The sequence below is a fragment of the Mesorhizobium sp. M0152 genome, from assembly GCF_040322415.1.
GTDB lineage: Bacteria > Pseudomonadota > Alphaproteobacteria > Rhizobiales > Rhizobiaceae > Mesorhizobium.
Map to the genome: position 1 here is coordinate 197,777 of NZ_JAMYTH010000007.1, position 16,971 is coordinate 214,747.

A 16,971-nucleotide genomic window follows, 5' to 3' on the forward strand; every position below is an offset into this window, starting at 1 on the left:
AATGATCAGGCGCCGTTCGAGGGACGCTGTTCGAGGCCACGCGCATAGGTAAGGAGCTCTTCGAAATCGAGATCGGTATGCTCGCGGGCATGGCGCTGGGCAGCGCGCATGTCGGTGCCCTTGAGCAGCCGCACATAGGTCTCGTGGATGTCCTCGGCCGGCACGGCTTGATTGCGTGCCTGCTGGTGCAGGGCGAAATACATCTGCAACCGGCTGGTCAGCCGCTGCCAGGTATCCAGCAGCACCGAATTGTCGGCCCATTCATGGATCAGGCCGTGCAGTTGCAGCGCGGTCTCGATCTGGCGGGTGGTGTCGCGGTGGCGGGTTGCTTGCTTTACCGCTTCATGGCGGCGGTCGAGCTCATCGAAGAAGCGCTGGTCGCGCAGCTTCCATGTCCGTTCGATGGCGAACTCGTCGAGCACCTTGTTGAGGGAATAGGCATCGTCGATGTCCTTGGCGGTGACCTCGATGACGAAGGTGCCGGCGTAGGGAATGCTGGTCAGGATGCCTTCCTGCACCAGTTCGCGCATTGCCTCGCGCAGCGGCGCGCGGCTCACTCGCATCTGTTCGGAAATACGAAGTTCGTTGAGCTTCTGGCCCGGTCCCAGTTGTCCGGTCAGGATCGCACGTCGCAGCAGCGCCACGATCTCGGCGCGGCGCGTCGTATCCGCGATCGGACTGAAATCCGCTTTCCCCATTCGGCCACTCCAAGAAACCGAAGACAACACAACCAGATTGTCGACAATCTAACAAGGAGCGATTTTCGGATTGGATAGGCAGACGCTCCGGGACCGCTTCGAAATTCGCACGGGCGGTCAAAAAGGGGCGGTGGGGTTGCTCGCGAAAGCGGCGCCCCGACCCGTGGGAAGGTCGGAGCGCCGCGCAGAAACCGGGCCTGCGGGGGTGTCAGGTAGCCGGTTTCTGAGGGAGTGGCGAAATCGGCATTCCAGGTCCGATCTTCTGCAGATTGCCTGTAATCACCTGGTCGCCTTCGGAGACGCCGCTGAGGATGGCCACCAGATCGCCGCTTGTCGGGCCAAGCGAGACCAGCCGCTGGTCGACCGTGTTGCCCTTGCCGACGACGTAGACATATTTGCCGAGCTGGCTGGAGCCCAGCGCCGTCTGCGGCACCATCAGCGCATCGGGCTGCTGTCTGACATGCAGCCGCACGCGAACATACTGGCCGGGCAGCAGCGTGAACTTGCCGTTGCCGATGGTGGCGCGCGCGGTGATGGTGCCGGTCGAGTGGTCGACCGTGTTGTCGATGAAGGTGAGCTGACCCTTCTGGTGTGCTGTGGTCTCGCCGGGAAGCAGGACCTCGACCTCGATCGGGCCGGCGGCGCGCGCCTGCTCGATCTCGGCGAGATCAGTCTCGCTCGGATTGAAGGTGACGTAGATCGGGTCGAGCTGCACCAGCGTGTTGAGCACCGTGCCGGCGACGCTGACCAGCGTTCCGACCGAAGCCTGGTTGCGGCCCAGGCGCCCGGGGAACGGGGCGCGGATTTCCGAGTAGCCCAGATTGAGCTCCGCCGTGCGGACAGCCGCCTGGTTGAGCGCCAGCGAGGCCTGCGCCTCGCGCAAGGTGCTGGTGCGCTGGTCGAAACTATCCTTGGCCAGATAGCCGCTCTTGGCGAGCTCGGTGCCGCGGCCGAGATTGGAACGCGCATAATCGAGCGTCGCCGTGTCGCGCTGGACCTGCGCCTTCGCCTGGTCGAGCGCGGCCTGGAAGTCGTCAGGCGAGATCTTGTAGAGAAGATCGCCCTGCCGCACGTCGGCGCCGTCCTCGGCGCTCTGCTCCTGCAGATAGCCCGGCACCCTGGCCTGCAGCGTGATGCTGCGTATCGACTCCGTGCGGGCGGCATAGTCTAGATAGATCGGGATCGTCTTCTTGACGACGCTCGCCACCGGCACCGGCATGACGAAGGCCGCTGGAGCGGGTGTCGCCGCTCCAGCCGAGTCGGCGCTGAGCCCGAGATTGCCCATGTCGAGCAGGTGCACGCTCGCCACCGAGATCGCACCTAGCGCGACAGCCGTTCCCAACGCTATTTTCCATTTACGCATGATCGATCTCCAATCTTATTCGGCCGCTTCCGCCAGGGGAGGGAAGGCGGGTTCGGCGGTTGGTTCAGTATGATGGGAAGCTGGCGAGCCGCCTCCACGGCGTTCGCGCAGCTGTTCGATGACGGCGTAGAAGACGGGCACGAACACCAGCGACAGGATGGTCGCGGCGACCATGCCGCCAAACACGGTGGTGCCGATCGATTGCCGGCTGGCAGCACCGGCACCGGTGGCGTACATCAGCGGCAGCACGCCGAGGATGAAGGCAAAGGCCGTCATCAGGATCGGGCGCAGCCGCAGCCGTGCCGATTCCATCGCCGCCTCGACGATGCTCAGGCCTTCGTCGCGTCGCCGCCTTGCGAACTCGACGATCAGGATCGCGTTCTTGGCCGCCAGGCCGATCAGCATGACGAAACCGATCTGCGAATAGACGTCGATCTGCATGCCACGCGCCCACAGCGCGGCGAACGCGCCGAACAAGGCGAGCGGCACCGCCAGCAGCACCATGAACGGCATCGCCCAGCTCTCGTACTGCGCCGCCAGGATCAGGAAGACGAAGACGATGGCGAGGCCGAAGACGACCGATGCGATCGATCCTGCCTTGAGCTCCTGGAAGGTGATGCCGGTCCATTCGAAACCGAAATCCCTGGGCAGCGCGGTGGCGGCGGCCCGTTCCATCGCGGCGACCGCCTGGCCCGAGGAGAAGCCGGGGGCAGCGCCGCCATTGATCGAGGCCGAGGCGTTGTTGTTGTAGTGCGGCACGGTTTCCGGACCGACGAACGGCACGAGCTTGCCCAGCGTGCTGAGCGGCACCATGCCGCCGGATGCATTGCGCACATAGAGCCGGGAAATGTCGGCCGCACCCGCGCGTGCATCCTTGTCGGCCTGGATGGTCACCCGGAAGGTCCGGCCGAACAGGTTGAAATCGTTCACGTAGAGCGAGCCGAGATAGATCTGCAGCGTGTTGAACACGTCAGGCAGGTTGAGGCCGAGCAGCTTGGCCTTGGCTCGATCGAGGTCGTAGTTGAACTGCGGCGTCGAGGTCGAGAACGGCGAGAACAATTGCTGCGGGTTGATTTCCGGCTGCTTGCGAGCCTCGGCGATCACGGCTTGCGTCGCGTCGTTGAGGGCCGAGCTGCCGCGCCCGGTGAGGTCCTCGACGACGAACTCGAAGCCGCCCGTGGTGCCGATACCCGGGATCGAAGGCGGATCGAAGCTCAGCGCGAAGGCTTCCGGAATCTGCATCAGCTTGCCGCGCACATCGGCGACGAGCTTCGACGCGCTCTGGTCGGGGCCGCGTTCCTCCCAAGGCTTCAGGATGGCGAACTCGACCGCCGAATTCGACTGCGCGGCACTGGTCAGGAAGTTCAGGCCGCTGATCGAGCCGACGATGTCGACGCCCGGCGTCGCCTGCAGGATGTCGCGCGCCTTCTGCGCCACCGCGTCGGTGCGCTCCAGCGAGGCGCCGTCGGGCAGCTGGATGACGACGAAGAAATAGCCCTGGTCCTCGACCGGAAGGAAGGTCGAGGGCAGACGCTGCCAGACGAAGTAGGTGGCGACCAGTCCGGCCGCGAACAGGCCGAGCATGATCCAGCGCAGGCGGATGAGGAAGCGCACGCCATGGGCATAGGCATGCGACAGCCTGTCGAAGCCGGTGTTGAACCAGCGGAACAGCACGAACTGCGAGCCCTGGCGATGGCGAAGGAAGGCGGCGCTGAGCGCGGGACTCAGCGTCAGCGAGTTGAAGGCGGAGATGCCGACCGAAATCGCCACGGTAAGCGCGAACTGGTTGTAGAGCTTGCCGGAGACGCCCGGAATGAAGGCGACAGGCACGAACACCGCCATCAGCACCGCGGTCGTGGCGATGATGGGACCGGTGACTTCGGCCATCGCGGCCTTTGTCGCCGCCAATGGCTTGAGCCCGGCCTCGAGCTGTCTTTCGACATTCTCGACCACCACGATGGCATCGTCGACGACAAGGCCGATCGCCAGCACCATGCCGAGCAGCGAGAGCATGTTGAGCGAGAAGCCCATCATCTCCATGACCACGAGCGTCGCCACCAGCGACACCGGAATGGCGATGGTCGGGATGATCGTGGTGCGCCAGCTCTGCAGGAAGATGAACACCACGGCGACGACCAGCACCAGCGCTTCGCCAAGCGTGATCAGCACGTCATGCATCGACGCCGAGACGAAGCGCGTCGTGTCGTAGTGCATGGCGTAGGAGACGCCCTTGGGGAAGCGGCCGGACAGTTCCTGCATCTTGTCCTTGACGCGCTGCTGCAGATCGAGCGCGTTGGAACCAGGCATCTGGTAGACGGCGAGCACTACGGTCGGATCCTTGCCGAAGAAGGCTGACGACGAATATTGCAGCGCGCCGAGCTCGATGCGGGCGACGTCGCGCAGCCGCACCAGCGAGCCGGTGTCCGTATTGGCGCGCACGACGATGTCGCCGAATTCCTTCGGATCGCTCAAGCGGCCGACGGCGTTGACCTGCATTTCGAAGGCGGTGCCGGCCGGTGCCGGCGACTGGCCGATCTTGCCGGCAGCCACCTGGACGTTCTGTTCGGCAATGGCATTCTGGACATCGACGGCGGTGATGCCGAGATTGGCGAGCTTGTCGGGATCGAGCCAGACGCGCATCGAATAGCGCCGCTCGCCGAAGATCTGCACGTCGCCGACGCCGGGCAGCCGCTTCAGCGGATCGACCACCTGCAGATAGGCAAGGTTGCTCAGCGCCACCGGATCGACCGAACTGTCGGGCGAAGTGAGGTTGACGATCAGGACGAAGTTCGGATTCTGCTTCTTGATCGTCACGCCGCCCTGGTTGACGATCGCCGGGAGCGACGAGGCCGCCTGCGAGACGCGATTCTGGACGTCGACGGCGGCGGTGCTCAGGGAGTAGCCGACATCGAAGGTGATGGTGATGGTCGAGGAGCCGTCATTGGAGCTCGTCGACGACATGTAGGTCATGCCTTGCACGCCGTTGATCTGCTGCTCAAGCGGCGTCGTCACCGTATCGGCCACCACCTGCGCGCTGGCGCCCGGATAGTGGGCGCTGACCACGACCTGTGGCGGCGTGATGTCGGGAAACTGCGAGACGGGCAGCAGGAAATAACAAATCGTCCCGGCGAGCACCATGATGATGGCGATCGCCGAGGCGAAGATCGGACGATGGATGAAAAAGTTTACCACGACACACACGCCTCTCCGGCTGCTCTTGCCCTGCCGAAGGCACTGGCAACTCTCGACAACCGCTGGCCGCGCCGGGAATCCTCCGGCGAGCGCAGCAGCGGCACATCACGATGCGACTCCCGCGCACCGGCGAGCGAACGCAGCATTTTCTCGAAGGCGTGCGGATCGACGCCGTCGGCTTTCATGACCAGCCGGATCATCGGATCCCGGACGGCTTCATCTATGGTAAGATCGCGGCGCTGTGGCATTGGCCGGCTCCTTGTGTGTCGGCCCGCAGCCCTTGCTCGCGAACCGTTTTTCATCTCTTCACCGGCCGAAGCCGCATGATTGGCAATTTTTCATCCGTCCCAATCTGGCAGGACCAGTTCACGGCCTTGTTATTGACGACGGACGATATAGGTGTTACCAGTAAGTAACATTCTGGAAGTTACAGACCGGTAACACCCTAGTCAAGAGGTGGCCGAGGGATTTTTGGAAACGAAAGGAGATCATGATGACAGACGGCGTCGTGGAGCGCTCGCGTCCCCGGGATCGGATCCTGGAAACGGCGCGTGACATGTTCCACAAGCACGGCATCAAGGGCGTCGGCGTCGACGCCATCACCGAGGCTGCCGGCACGAACAAGATGACGCTCTACCGTCATTTCGAATCCAAGGACGAACTGATTGTCGAATGCCTCCGCGCCACCGCTTGCAAGGCGGGCGCGATGTGGGACGCATTCGAGGCCGAGTATCCGGGCGACAAGCTGGCGCAACTCCATGCCTGGGTTCGCAAGGCGGCCGACATGCTCAACGCCGACGGCCGCGGCTGCGACATGGCCAATGCCGCTGCCGAACTGACTGAGCCGGATCATCCGGCCAGGCGGGTGATCAAGGAGCTTAAGGAAGCCCAGCGCGAACATCTGGTCGCGCTCTGCCGCGGTGCCGGCATCGGGCAGGCTGAACTTCTCGCCGATACGCTGTCGCTGCTGCTTGAAGGTGCGCGTGTCAGTGTGCAGACCGTCGGCGCCGAGGGCCCCAGCGCGCAATTCGTTCGTATGGCGGAAGGATTGATCCTGTCCTTCAGGGGCTCTGCGGCTGGTTGAAGTCTCCTGCGGCGGCCGACGTCCCGTCGATCATATGACCGCTGACGTCCCGGTGCGCCCTGGCCGGGAATTGCTGCTGGCCGAAACGAAAAAAGCCCGCTGCCGGGAGGAGGTGGCAGCGGGCTCGATTTCGAATGTGGTGCGGGAGGAGGTGCACCCCACTCAGCGCCGGCATCGCATCTGGGAGGAGTAGATGGCCGACAACCAGAAACTACGAGTTGCCCAATGATTCGGCAATCATGAATCGTGCATAGCAGCTGTGCAGATTCGCCGTGACGCCCGCGAAAGTTGTGCGGTGTGACCGGAAAAGCTCACGTCCAGGGCCGCCAATCACTGCACCGGAACGTTTTCCCTGAAGATCAGTCGTGGTTCGATGAACTTCCGCGTCAGATACGGCGCCGATGAGGCGATCGAGCCGAGCAGGCGGATGACCGACTGCTCGGCGATAAGCCTGGCATTCTGGTCGATGACGACATCGGCGAGGTCATCGACCAGGTAACCGCGCGTTTCGCGTGTCAGGTCGTGGCAGATGAACACCGGCTTGCGGTTGGGCCTGGCTTCCCGGATTGCTTTGGCAACGCCCGAGCGTCCGGCTCCGACGCAATAGATGCCCAGCAGTTCCGGCTCGTCGTGCAGCGCCTTCATGGTCTCGGCATAGCTGACGTCGGGCTCGTCGTTGATGTCGACCGCGCTCGATATGACCAGGTTGGGAAATTCTTCGCCCAGCACCGAGCGGAAACCCATTTCGCGTTCCTCATGGCCACGGTACGAGCGTGATCCGACCACCATTGCCAGATGGCCCTCGCGGCCGCCGAGAAAGCGGCCCATCAACAATGCCGCCGTCCGTCCGGCCACCCGGTTGTCGATGCCGACATAGGCCGAGCGCGGCGCCGCCGGAATGTCCGACACCAGCGTCACCAGGCGGATGCCGGCATCGACGACGTCGCGCAGGATGTTGCGGGTGCGTGGATGGTCGATGGCGATGACACCGACGCCGTTGACATTGAGCGAAAGGTTTTCGACGGCGCTCTGCAGCGCGTTTGGCGAGATGCCGGCAAGATTGTGGATCCGGCACGAGGCGACGAGCGGCAGCCGCGCGGCATAGTCCTGGATATGTCCGGCCAGATCGCGCATGAAGGCATTGCTGCCGATCGGCAGCAGGAACTCGAGATGTGCCGGCCGCGAGGGAAGCGTCACCTGGTCGGCCACCGGCAGGTAGCCGAGCTGCTTGGCGGCCTCCATGACGCGCTGCCTGTTGGCCGCGCTGGCGCCCGCCCGGTTGTTGAGCACCCTGTCGACCGTTGCGGTCGACAGTCCGCAACTCCTGGCGATGTCGGAGACGGTTGCCTTCATGCCGCGACCCTATGCGCTGAAGTGATGCCGCGCCGGACAAGCGATGCGCCGCAGGCGATGCGATCCGAGGCGACCGATGATTGCGCCCGGACGCGCATTCGGCCAATTTCACGCAAGGGCTTTCGCCCGTGCTCAGTGCGACGGCTTGCCGTCGGCGATGGCATCGCGGATTTCCTTGTCCGACATGCCGGTGATGATCCGCTCGACTTCCGCCACGCTGGTCGTCTTCGGATCGATAGCGTCGGCGACCACCTTTCCCCTGCGCATGACGACGATGCGGTCGACCACCTGGAAGACATGATGGATGTTGTGGGCGATGAAGATGCAGGAATGGCCGGAATCGCGGGCGCTGCGCACGAAACTCAGCACGCCCTGTGTTTCGGCGACCCCAAGGTTGTTGGTTGGTTCGTCGAGGATGATGAGGTCGCTGTCGAAATGCATGGCGCGCGCGATCGCCACCGCCTGGCGCTCGCCGCCGGATAGCGAACCGATCGGCGTCGTCGGCGGAATGTTTTTCGAGATGCCGACCTGCTTGAGCAGGTCGCGGGCAACGACGTTCATGGCCTCCTGGTCCATGCGGTTGAGGAAGCGCGGCGGCTTGATCGGTTCGCGTCCCAGGAACAGATTGCGGGCGATCGACAGCTGCGTGACCAGCGCCGAGTCCTGGTAGATCGTCTCGATGCCGTGGGCGATGGCGTCGCTGGTGTTGCGCAAGCTCACCTTCTTGCCGCGGATGAAGATCTCGCCGCTGGTCAGCGGCACCGCGCCGGACAGCACCTTGATCAGCGTCGACTTGCCTGCGCCATTGTCGCCGAGCAGGCCGACGATCTCCCTTTCATTGACGTGGAAATTGGCGTCCACCAGCGCCTGTACGCGGCCATAGGACTTGCGGATGTTCTGCATGCGGATCAGTGGCTCGGCCATGGTTCAAGTCCCCGCCTGATGCCGGCGTTCCAGCCATGAATGCAGCGCCATCATGCCAAGGATGATCGCGCCGATGAAGATGTTGTAGGCAAGGCCGGGCACGCCGATCAGCACGATGCCGTTGCGCATTACGCGCAGGATGAGGATGCCGAGCACGGTGCCGATGATGGTGCCGCGCCCGCCGGTCAGTGCCGTGCCGCCGATCACCACCATGGCGATGACTTCGAGCTCGTAGCCGGTGCCGCTGTTGGGGTTGGCGGCGGACGTGCGCAGCGAGGAGATGACGCCGGCGAGCGAGGCCATGACCGATGACAGGATGAACAGGCCGATCTTGACCCGGCTGACGTTGACGCCGCGGGCGCGCGCCGCGCCGGGATTGCCGCCCGCCGCCTGTATCCAGTTGCCGGTGCGGCTTTGCGTCAGCACATAGCCCAGCGCGATCGCCGCGGCGATGAACCAGAACAGCGACATGTAGATGCGGAACGGCCCGATGAAAAAGTCGCCGACCAGCGCTTCCGCCAGCCAGCTGCCTTCCGCGCTCCAGGTGCGCTGCGGAAAACCGTCGGTGACGAACAGCGCGGTGCCGCGCACTACAAGCAGCATTCCGAGCGTCACCAGGAAGGACGGGATCTTGAGCTGCGTCACGAACCAGCCATTGACCAGCCCGATGAAGGCGGCGACCAGCAGCGCGACGATGAAGGCCACTTCCAGCGAGGTGAGGCCGCTGTTGAACAGCGTCCACATCAGCACCGGCGAGAAGCCGAACAGCGAGCCGACGGAAAGATCGAATTCGCCTGACGTCATCAGCAACGTCATCGCCAGCGCGATCAGGCCGAGTTCGACCGTGAACGCCAGCGTGTTGGAAATGTTCTGCGGTGACAGGAAGTCGTGATTGAAGCCCCAGAAAACGGCGATCTCGACGATGAGCAGCACGAACGGCCCGAATTCCGGACGCGCGATCAGAAGTTGGGGGAGCGAGCGATTTTCCACTGGCAATCCGCGACAGGGTTGGAACGGGCCGGGATCGCCACCGCATCGGGCGGGTCGCGGCGTAGGGAAGATGCCGGGCGCCGTGCCGGAAACGGCGCGGCGCCAGGGATCGCGGGTTACTTGCCGGACAGGATCTTGTCGTAGACCTCGGCGGTGTCCTTTTCGTACAGCGCGCCGGTGATGACGTTGAAGCCCGGAGGAATACCGCTGGCGGCCATGTTGGCCAGCGAAAGCGCCACATAGCTGGTCGCCTGTGGATCCTGCCACTGGCCGGCATTGACGTAGCCGTTCAGCACTTCCTGGGTTGTGTCGAGCGAATTGCCCCAGCCGACGACCGGAATTTCGCCCGGCTTGATACCGACCTGGTCGAACACCCGCTTGATCGAGCCGGTGACGAGGTCGCCGAGACCGATGATCGCCTTGACCTTGGCCTTGTTGGCGGTGAGGTAGTCGACCATGCGGTTGATCACCTCGGCCTGGTCGAGCGTCGCTTCGGTCACTTCATAGGTGATGCCGAGCGGCTCGAAGACGCTCTTGATGCCTTCCTCTTCCTGGACGCCATAGGTGGCGCCGGGGATCTCGACCGGCATCCAGACGAAATCGCCCTTCTTCACCAGGCCCTTGTCGACCAGATATTGCGCCCAGTGCTTGCCGAAGGTGACGTTGTCGCCGCCGACATAGGCGTTGAAATTAGCCTTGGGATCGGGCGTGTTGAAGTTGATGATCGGGACGTTCGCCGCGCGGGCTTCCTTGACGATCTCGACAAGGCTGCCCGGATCGGGGCTCGTGGTGACGATGCCATCGGCCTTGGCGGAGAGGGCGGCGCGGACCGCTTCCTGCTGCGAGGCCACATCGCCATTGTGGAACGAGGTGTTGACGGTGTTGCCGGTGTCCTTGGCCCATTGCTTGGCGCCGGCCAGGAAGTAGGTCCAGACCGGGTCGGCCGGGCCGCCATGCGAAATCCAGTAGAATGTCTTGGCCTGCGCCGCTGCCGGAATGACCGTCAGCGCCACCAGCAGGCCGAATAGAACCACTCTTAGCCGTGTCAGCATTTGATTTCCTCCCATTTTGAAGATGATCAGTCCGGATCCACCTCTTGTTCCGGCAAGAACCGGATCGCGCCTCCTTCGCCAGCACCGGTTGGATGCGTCAGAGCATCCTCTTTTCCGGCGGATGGCAAGCCTCCATCTGCAGATGTAGTTGGCGCCTGACGAGGCGCCATCAGCGGTCCCATCAGATTGCATCAGTTCAGGTGATTTTTTCCGAGCCGACGGATGATTGGCGCGGAAGCTCAGCCGAGCGGATCGCCTTCGGCATGCTTGCTCGAGCCAGGCCCGGTCAGATGAGGTCGGCCTGCGCCAGCTCGCGCATCAGATGACTGGCGCCGTAGGTCCAGTGCGGGCAGTCTGGCGACAGCCGCACCCGGTTGACCAGCGCGCCGAACTTCTCCGACGAGATGGTGACGATGTCGCCGACCTTGTGGGTGAAGCCCTTGCCCTTCTCGCCACGGTCTTTCGACGGCACGAACATGGTGCCGAGATAGAGCGCCAGCCCGTCCGGATACTGATGGTGGGCACCCATGGCGGCGGCGACCAGTTCCTCCGGCGAGCGGCTGATCTCGGCCATCGAACTCGCGCCCTCCAGCGAGAACCCGTCCTCGCCCTCGACCTTCAGGCGAACGACCGCCCGTTTCACGTCATCGATCGAGAAGGTGTCGTCGAACAGGCGGATGAAGGGACCGAGCGAGGCCGAGGCATTGTTGTCCTTGGCTTTGCCGAGCAGCAGCGCCGAACGCCCTTCGACGTCGCGCAGATTGACGTCGTTGCCGATGGTGGCGCCGACGATCCTGCCGCTGCTGGCGGCGATCATGGCGATCTCGGGCTCCGGATTGTTCCAGGTCGACACCGGGTGCAGGCCGACATCGGCGCCGAAGCCGACCGAGGCCATGGGCTGGCATTTGGTGAAGATCTCTGCGTCGGGGCCGATGCCCACTTCCAGATATTGCGACCAGGCGCCGCGTGCGATGAGCTTGGCCTTGATCTCCATCGCCTCGGGCGAACCGGGCTTCAGTTTCGACAGATCATGGCCGATCAGCCCGGCAATGTCGGCGCGGATGGCATCGGCCTTCTCGGCCGAACCACGCGCCTGCTCCTCGATCACGCGTTCCAGCAGGCTGACGACGAAGGTAACGCCCGACGCCTTGACCGCCTGTAGGTCGACAGGAGACAGGAGGTAGGGTTTTGCCGGATCGCGCGTGGCCTGGAAACTGTTGGCCGCGATGGCGTCGAGCCACCCGATCGGTCTGCCCTTCGCCGAGCGCACATGCCCCGCCGGATCGGTCATCTCGCAAATATCACGCACGGTCGGTGCCGTGCTCGACGTGATGTCGAAGACCGTGCCGTCACGCACCGTGATCACCAGCGGGTACGAGGCGCCGCTGCTCCTGGCTCGGCCGACAAAAAGTCCCTCGGCGGGCAGCTGCGTCGGGTTCGTCATGGCGTTCGGTCCTCTGATCATCGAAAATGCGGCTTGCCGGATCGACGCGGCACTTTCACCGGATTCCTGTCAAAGGTCTATCCCGTATGTGGTGATCCAGGCGCCACCGCCGCCGAGAGCCGGCATCTCGCCGACAAACATGGCGATGCGTGCATGGGTGCCGAAGCGCCGGCGCTTGTAGTATTTTTGGCTTGCATTTGTTCTTGTTTTGTTCTATAACTCGCGACCTGATTCAATTTGCCGGATGGGATCGGTCATGAGTGGACAACCTGCATTTGGAACCGCGAAGAACGGCCAGGCCTTTTTCCGCTGGGAACAGGCCGGGAAGCATTTCCACCGCCTGTTCTTTGCCATCCTCGTCGGCAGTGCGATTGCTGGTCGTCTCGCGCGAAAGGCCATGGCCTGGAACCGTGAGTTCGGATTGCAAGGCTGGCTGGTTCCGGAAAACCACATCCACATCTCGCTTGTCGGCCTCGGCGACCAAGAGGAGTATCCGCAAGAGCTGGTGGAGACCGCCTGTCATATCGGATCGATGATCGTTGCGAAGCCCTTCGAGGTTTCGTTCGATCGCTTGTCGGCTTTTGGCGGTGGTGCGCTGGTCCTGCGCGGCAGCGATGGCAATCCGGCGCTGCAAAAGTTCTGGCGTGATCTGACGGCGGTGATCTCGGACAGCCCGTTGAAACCCTTTCTCACCAGGTCCATCGAACCGCATGTTACGTTGCTTCGTGACGAGGTGGGCGTTCCCAGGATTCGCGAGCGGTCGATCGATCCGGTCGGCTGGACTGTCCGCGATTTTGTACTCATCCACAGTCTCACTGGGAAGGGTGCCTACAAGCATCCCGGACGCTGGCAACTGACCGGCCAGGACGATGCACTGCCCGCCATGTGAGCGCCTGGAATCGTCCTCACATGCGCCGCGCGGTCCATCATCCTGACATGATATGTCAGCTACCAACCGGAACGACGATGGCAGGCAGCGGGCTGTTCCCTATTTGCAATAAGATCCGAACAGGAGGAACACATGACCATCGCGGATATTGCCAAGCATTTCACCGAACTTCTCAAGCAGGGCGACAACGAAAGTGCTGCCGAGAAATACAATGCCGACGACATCGTCAGCTACGAAGCGATGGAGGGGCCGATGGCCGTCTGCCGTGGCAAGGACGCCGTCAAGCAGAAAGGCCAGTGGTGGCAGGAAAACAACGAGGTCCATGGCGGCTCCGTCGAGGGCCCTTATGTCAACGGCGACCAGTTCGCTGTGCGCTTCACATTTGACATAACGCCCAAGGCCGCGGGCCAGCGTGTCACCATGGACGAGGTTGGCCTGTACACGGTCAAAAACGGCAAGATTGCCGAAGAGCGCTTCTATTATTGAGGCCGAAATCGCGCTCGGCGTTCGGCACATTTCGCCGCATCCTCCAGGACCAGGCGGCCAGGATCGTCTCCTGGCCGCGCTCCGACCCGATGCACGTCCGTGCCCCCCGCCATTGAAGAAACTCATCTCTTGATGGTTTTGGCGGGCCGCTGGCAAAGCGTGCGGGGCATCCTTAATCTGCGGTCGGATTCGAAATCCGAAAGGCCCCTGTTTTGACGATCACCATGTACGGAATCACCACCTGCGACACGATCAGGAAGGCACGCGTCTGGCTGGAAGGCCATGACGTCGCCTATCGTTTTCACGATTACCGGGCAGAGGGGCTGGATGCCGAGCGGCTGGATGGCTGGGTCGGCGAGGTTGGCTGGGAAATCCTGCTCAACAAGGCGAGCACGACGTTCCGCGAACTGGCGGACAAGGACAAGCAGGGCCTGGACGTAAAGAAGGCCAAGACGCTGATGCTGGCCCAGCCGACGATGATCAAACGCCCGGTGCTGGAGGTCGGCGACCGGATTCTCGTCGGCTTCAAGCCGGATGCTTATGAGGCGGCGGTGGGCGGGAAGTAGAACAACACTCCGTACGCTGCGTTCCTTCGCGCCCCCCTCTGTCCTGCCGGACATCTCCCCCACGAGGGGGGAGATTGGCCGTCACCCCGGCTTTCGCGAAATCGCCAACGTCGCAGGAGCGAGCGGAGCACCGAAGCTGCCGATCTCCCCCCAAGTGGGGGAGATCGGCAGGACAGAGGGGGGCGCTGTCCCGCCAGCGTTCGAAAGTACCAGAAGAGCATCACCGCCCGCGCATATACCCCATCAGCGCCACTGCATTGTTGCGCGTTTCGTCGTGGGCGCCGTAGAGCAGCGTCACCTTGCCTTCGCCGAGCAGGCCACGCAGTTGCGCCACCGCCTCGCCATTCCTATCCAGCTCGGCTGCATACCGCTTCTGAAACTCCGCCCAGCGCCCGGGCTCATGCCCGAACCATTTGCGCAACTCGTCGCTCGGCGCGATCTCTTTCAGCCACAGCGTCAGCGCGGCATCTTCTTTGCGGATACCGCGCGGCCAGATGCGGTCGACCAGCACCCGCTGGCCGTCCGCCTTTTCGGGCGCTTCGTAGATGCGCTTCACCGCGATATCGAAGGCCACCAAGCCCTCCTCGGGAGCGATCCGCTCAGACCCACTCGCCCTTGCGCATGACGGGCACGCGGCTGCCGTCCTTGTGAACGCCGTCTATGTCGATCCTGTCCGAACCGATCATCCAGTCGATATGGATGAAGCTCTTGTTGCCGCCGCGCGCGGCGATCTCGTCCTGGCTGAGCGACGCACCGTCGACGAAGCACTTCGAATAGCATTGTCCGAGCGCAATGTGGCAGGCGGCGTTTTCGTCGAACAGCGTGTTGAAGAACAAAAGGCCGCTCGCCGAGATCGGCGAGGAATGCGGCACCAGCGCAACTTCGCCGAGCCGCCGCGAACCCTCGTCGGTATCCAGCACCTTCTTCAGCACATCCTCGCCCTTCGAAGCCTTTGCCTCGACGATCCTGCCTTCTTCGAAACGCACCGAGATGTCGTCGATCAGCGTGCCCTGGTAGGACAGCGGCTTGGTCGAGGAGACATGGCCCTCGACCCGCCTTGCGTGCGGCGTGGTGAAGACTTCCTCGGTCGGGATGTTGGGATTGCAGGTGATGCCGTTCTTGGCGGTCGAGGCGCCGCCCATCCATTCATGGCCGTCCGCCAGCCCGACCGTCAGGTCGGTGCCTGGGCCGGTGAAGTGCAGCGCGTGGAAATTATGGCTGTTGAGCCATTCGGTGCGGCCGCGCAGCGCTGCATTATGCGCCTTCCAGTTGCCGATCGGATCCTCCACGTCCACTCGCGACGCGGCGAAGATGGCGTCGGCGAGCTTCGCCACGGCAACGTCGTCGGCGTCGCCGGGAAAAACCTGCTTGGCCCAGGCGAGGTCCGGGTAGGCGACGATGTTCCAGTTGATGTCGAAGCCGGTGATCTTTTCCAGCGCCGGCTGGTAGGCTATCGAATTGGCCTTGTTGGCGCGGGCTACTTTCGCCGGATCCTGCGCCGACAACAGCGAGGGATCCTCGCCGCGCACGGCAAGCCTGGCCGCATTATTGGAGAAGGCTTTCGCCATGCCTTCATAGAGCCAGCCGGCGGCGCGGTCGAAGCCGGCATCGGCGCCGAAGCGATAGCGCGCCAGCGTCATCTCGTCGTCGTTGAAGATCGGCGTCACCAGCCCGGCGCCGGCCTTGTAGGCGTGTTCGACGATGCGCCTGGTCAGCGGCAATGCCGCGATCGACGACGTCAGCACCAGGTCCTGCCCCGGCTGCAATTGCAGTCCGACCTTGATGGCGACCTCCGCCAGCCTGTCGAGCTTCACCGGGTCGATCGTTGCGGAAACGCCGCGCGAATGTGTGGTCATGATCCTGCCTGCCGTAGTTTGATGTCAGACTCTACATAGACCGGCGCCACGGTGCTTTCCACCGCGATCGCGCCAGCGGTTCCTTTAGCCGCCGACCCGAACCGCGCCATCGTCGCCTCGATCTCCTCCTTGATCCAGAGCTTGAAATCCCGGACTTTGCGGCTTTCGGGCCTGGTCGAGGAGGTCACCAGCCAGTAGCCGAGCCCGCTCTGGGCGCGGATCCCGAAAGGCGCCACGAGCCGCCCGTCGGCCAGCGCATCGGCGGCGAGCAATTGCCAGCCCAGCATCACGCCATGGCCAGCGATCGCCGATTCCAGGCACAGCATCGGATCGGTGAAGCGCGCGCCTTTCTGAAAGGTGACGGGTTCGACGCCGGCCGCCGCGAACCAGCTTTCCCAGTTGATCATCGCCCGCTCGTCGGTGATCGCGCAGGTCTTGGAAAGGTCCTCGATCGATTTCAGTTTCCTGGCGATGTCAGGGGCGCAGACCGGGAAGACTTCCTGCGCCAAAAGCAGTTCCGATCGCCCGCCCGGCCATTTGCCGTCGCCAAGCCGGATGGCGATGTCGATGTCGGAGCGGTCGAGATCGGCCAGCCGCACCGAGGCGTCGATGCGCAGGAGCACGTTGGGATGGCGGGCGAAGTGGCGCGACAGTCGCGGCAGCAGCCATTTCGAGGCAAAGGCCGGCGCCACCGAAACCACCAATGTGCATTGCGTCGCTTCGTCGGCCAGTGCGACGGCCTGGACAAGCTCGCGAAAGCCCGTGCTGAGGCGGGCCGCGAACGCGGCGCCGAACTCGGTCAGCACCAGGCCGTTCGCGGTGCGTTCGAACAGCGCCTGGCCGAGCTGCTTTTCGGTGCGGCTTATCTGCTGGCTGACCGCGCTGGAGGAAACGTTGAGTTCACCGGCCGCCGCCGCGAGCGAGCCGAGACGGGCAACGGTTTCGACGGCGCGCAGGCCGTTGAGGTGGATGCGGTTGAGCATGGCCATTTGAGTTTTTCTAAACCGATCCGGCTGAAATCTCAATTGATAGACATGCCGAAACGGCGGACTTTGGCGCAAGGACATACTCCGG

At 63.5% G+C, this 16,971-nt stretch carries 16 protein-coding genes; 4 read left to right on the forward strand and 12 right to left on the reverse strand.

All coding sequences use genetic code 11. From position 1 onward, the window contains the following. Positions 1 to 5 precede the first annotated feature (5 nt). The 4 genes from NKJ26_RS10550 to NKJ26_RS10565 all read right to left on the reverse strand — a co-directional run bounded on the left by NKJ26_RS10550 (position 6) and on the right by NKJ26_RS10565 (position 5,501). Positions 6 to 698: a GntR family transcriptional regulator gene (locus NKJ26_RS10550; RefSeq protein ID WP_352695196.1), complete on the reverse strand. Its 693-nt coding sequence runs from the start codon at positions 696 to 698 to the stop codon at positions 6 to 8. A 208-nt stretch (positions 699 to 906) separates the two neighbouring features. After that, on the reverse strand, positions 907 to 2,061 hold the full coding sequence (locus NKJ26_RS10555; RefSeq protein WP_352695197.1) for an efflux RND transporter periplasmic adaptor subunit: 1,155 nt from the start codon (positions 2,059 to 2,061) through the stop codon (positions 907 to 909). A 15-nt stretch (positions 2,062 to 2,076) separates the two neighbouring features. Beyond that, positions 2,077 to 5,253, reverse strand: coding sequence for an efflux RND transporter permease subunit (locus tag NKJ26_RS10560; protein ID WP_352598776.1), 3,177 nt, complete (start codon positions 5,251 to 5,253; stop codon positions 2,077 to 2,079). Beyond that, positions 5,247 to 5,501 (reverse strand): hypothetical protein, encoded by a 255-nt coding sequence (locus NKJ26_RS10565; RefSeq protein WP_352695198.1) that lies wholly within the window; start codon positions 5,499 to 5,501, stop codon positions 5,247 to 5,249. Before NKJ26_RS10565 ends, NKJ26_RS10560 begins: the two co-directional genes overlap by 7 nt. Positions 5,502 to 5,746: 245 nt before the next feature. Between NKJ26_RS10565 and NKJ26_RS10570 the strand changes: the two genes are divergently transcribed. Further along, positions 5,747 to 6,337, forward strand: coding sequence for a TetR/AcrR family transcriptional regulator (locus tag NKJ26_RS10570; RefSeq protein ID WP_352695199.1), 591 nt, complete (start codon positions 5,747 to 5,749; stop codon positions 6,335 to 6,337). Between the two features lie 330 nt (positions 6,338 to 6,667). Here NKJ26_RS10570 and NKJ26_RS10575 read toward each other — a convergent pair whose 3' ends face one another. From NKJ26_RS10575 to NKJ26_RS10595, 5 genes are all read right to left on the reverse strand, one after another. Beyond that, a complete protein-coding gene (locus NKJ26_RS10575) occupies positions 6,668 to 7,690 on the reverse strand; it encodes a LacI family DNA-binding transcriptional regulator (protein WP_352695200.1) in 1,023 nt (340 codons plus the stop codon). Between the two features lie 132 nt (positions 7,691 to 7,822). Continuing rightward, positions 7,823 to 8,614 (reverse strand): ATP-binding cassette domain-containing protein, encoded by a 792-nt coding sequence (locus tag NKJ26_RS10580; protein WP_352695201.1) that lies wholly within the window; start codon positions 8,612 to 8,614, stop codon positions 7,823 to 7,825. Positions 8,615 to 8,617: 3 nt separating this feature from the next. Next, positions 8,618 to 9,604 (reverse strand): ABC transporter permease, encoded by a 987-nt coding sequence (locus NKJ26_RS10585; RefSeq protein ID WP_352695202.1) that lies wholly within the window; start codon positions 9,602 to 9,604, stop codon positions 8,618 to 8,620. A gap of 116 nt (positions 9,605 to 9,720) precedes the next feature. Continuing rightward, entirely contained in the window at positions 9,721 to 10,656 is a 936-nt protein-coding gene (locus tag NKJ26_RS10590) for a substrate-binding domain-containing protein (RefSeq protein WP_352598770.1), read from the reverse strand. Between the two features lie 286 nt (positions 10,657 to 10,942). Then, the gene (locus NKJ26_RS10595) at positions 10,943 to 12,100 is read right to left on the reverse strand and encodes a fumarylacetoacetate hydrolase family protein (RefSeq protein ID WP_352695203.1); all 1,158 of its coding nucleotides are present in this window, start codon (positions 12,098 to 12,100) and stop codon (positions 10,943 to 10,945) included. Positions 12,101 to 12,344: 244 nt separating this feature from the next. Between NKJ26_RS10595 and NKJ26_RS10600 the strand changes: the two genes are divergently transcribed. The 3 genes from NKJ26_RS10600 to NKJ26_RS10610 all read left to right on the forward strand — a co-directional run bounded on the left by NKJ26_RS10600 (position 12,345) and on the right by NKJ26_RS10610 (position 14,041). Then, positions 12,345 to 12,989: a 2'-5' RNA ligase family protein gene (locus NKJ26_RS10600; protein WP_352695204.1), complete on the forward strand. Its 645-nt coding sequence runs from the start codon at positions 12,345 to 12,347 to the stop codon at positions 12,987 to 12,989. Positions 12,990 to 13,121: 132 nt separating this feature from the next. Further along, positions 13,122 to 13,475: a SnoaL-like domain-containing protein gene (locus tag NKJ26_RS10605; protein ID WP_352695205.1), complete on the forward strand. Its 354-nt coding sequence runs from the start codon at positions 13,122 to 13,124 to the stop codon at positions 13,473 to 13,475. A 224-nt stretch (positions 13,476 to 13,699) separates the two neighbouring features. After that, entirely contained in the window at positions 13,700 to 14,041 is a 342-nt protein-coding gene (locus tag NKJ26_RS10610) for an ArsC family reductase (protein ID WP_352695206.1), read from the forward strand. A gap of 220 nt (positions 14,042 to 14,261) precedes the next feature. Here the strand turns inward: NKJ26_RS10610 and NKJ26_RS10615 are convergent, their stop codons facing one another. Genes NKJ26_RS10615 through NKJ26_RS10625 form a run of 3 tightly spaced genes read right to left on the reverse strand, consistent with a single transcriptional unit; the run spans position 14,262 to position 16,886 of the window. After that, the gene (locus NKJ26_RS10615) at positions 14,262 to 14,615 is read right to left on the reverse strand and encodes a DUF488 domain-containing protein (RefSeq protein ID WP_352695207.1); all 354 of its coding nucleotides are present in this window, start codon (positions 14,613 to 14,615) and stop codon (positions 14,262 to 14,264) included. A gap of 25 nt (positions 14,616 to 14,640) precedes the next feature. Continuing rightward, entirely contained in the window at positions 14,641 to 15,897 is a 1,257-nt protein-coding gene (locus NKJ26_RS10620; RefSeq protein ID WP_352695208.1) for an aminopeptidase, read from the reverse strand. Next, on the reverse strand, positions 15,894 to 16,886 hold the full coding sequence (locus tag NKJ26_RS10625; RefSeq protein WP_352695209.1) for a LysR substrate-binding domain-containing protein: 993 nt from the start codon (positions 16,884 to 16,886) through the stop codon (positions 15,894 to 15,896). The genes NKJ26_RS10620 and NKJ26_RS10625 overlap by 4 nt, the downstream gene beginning before the upstream one ends. Between the last annotated feature and the right edge of the window lie 85 nt (positions 16,887 to 16,971).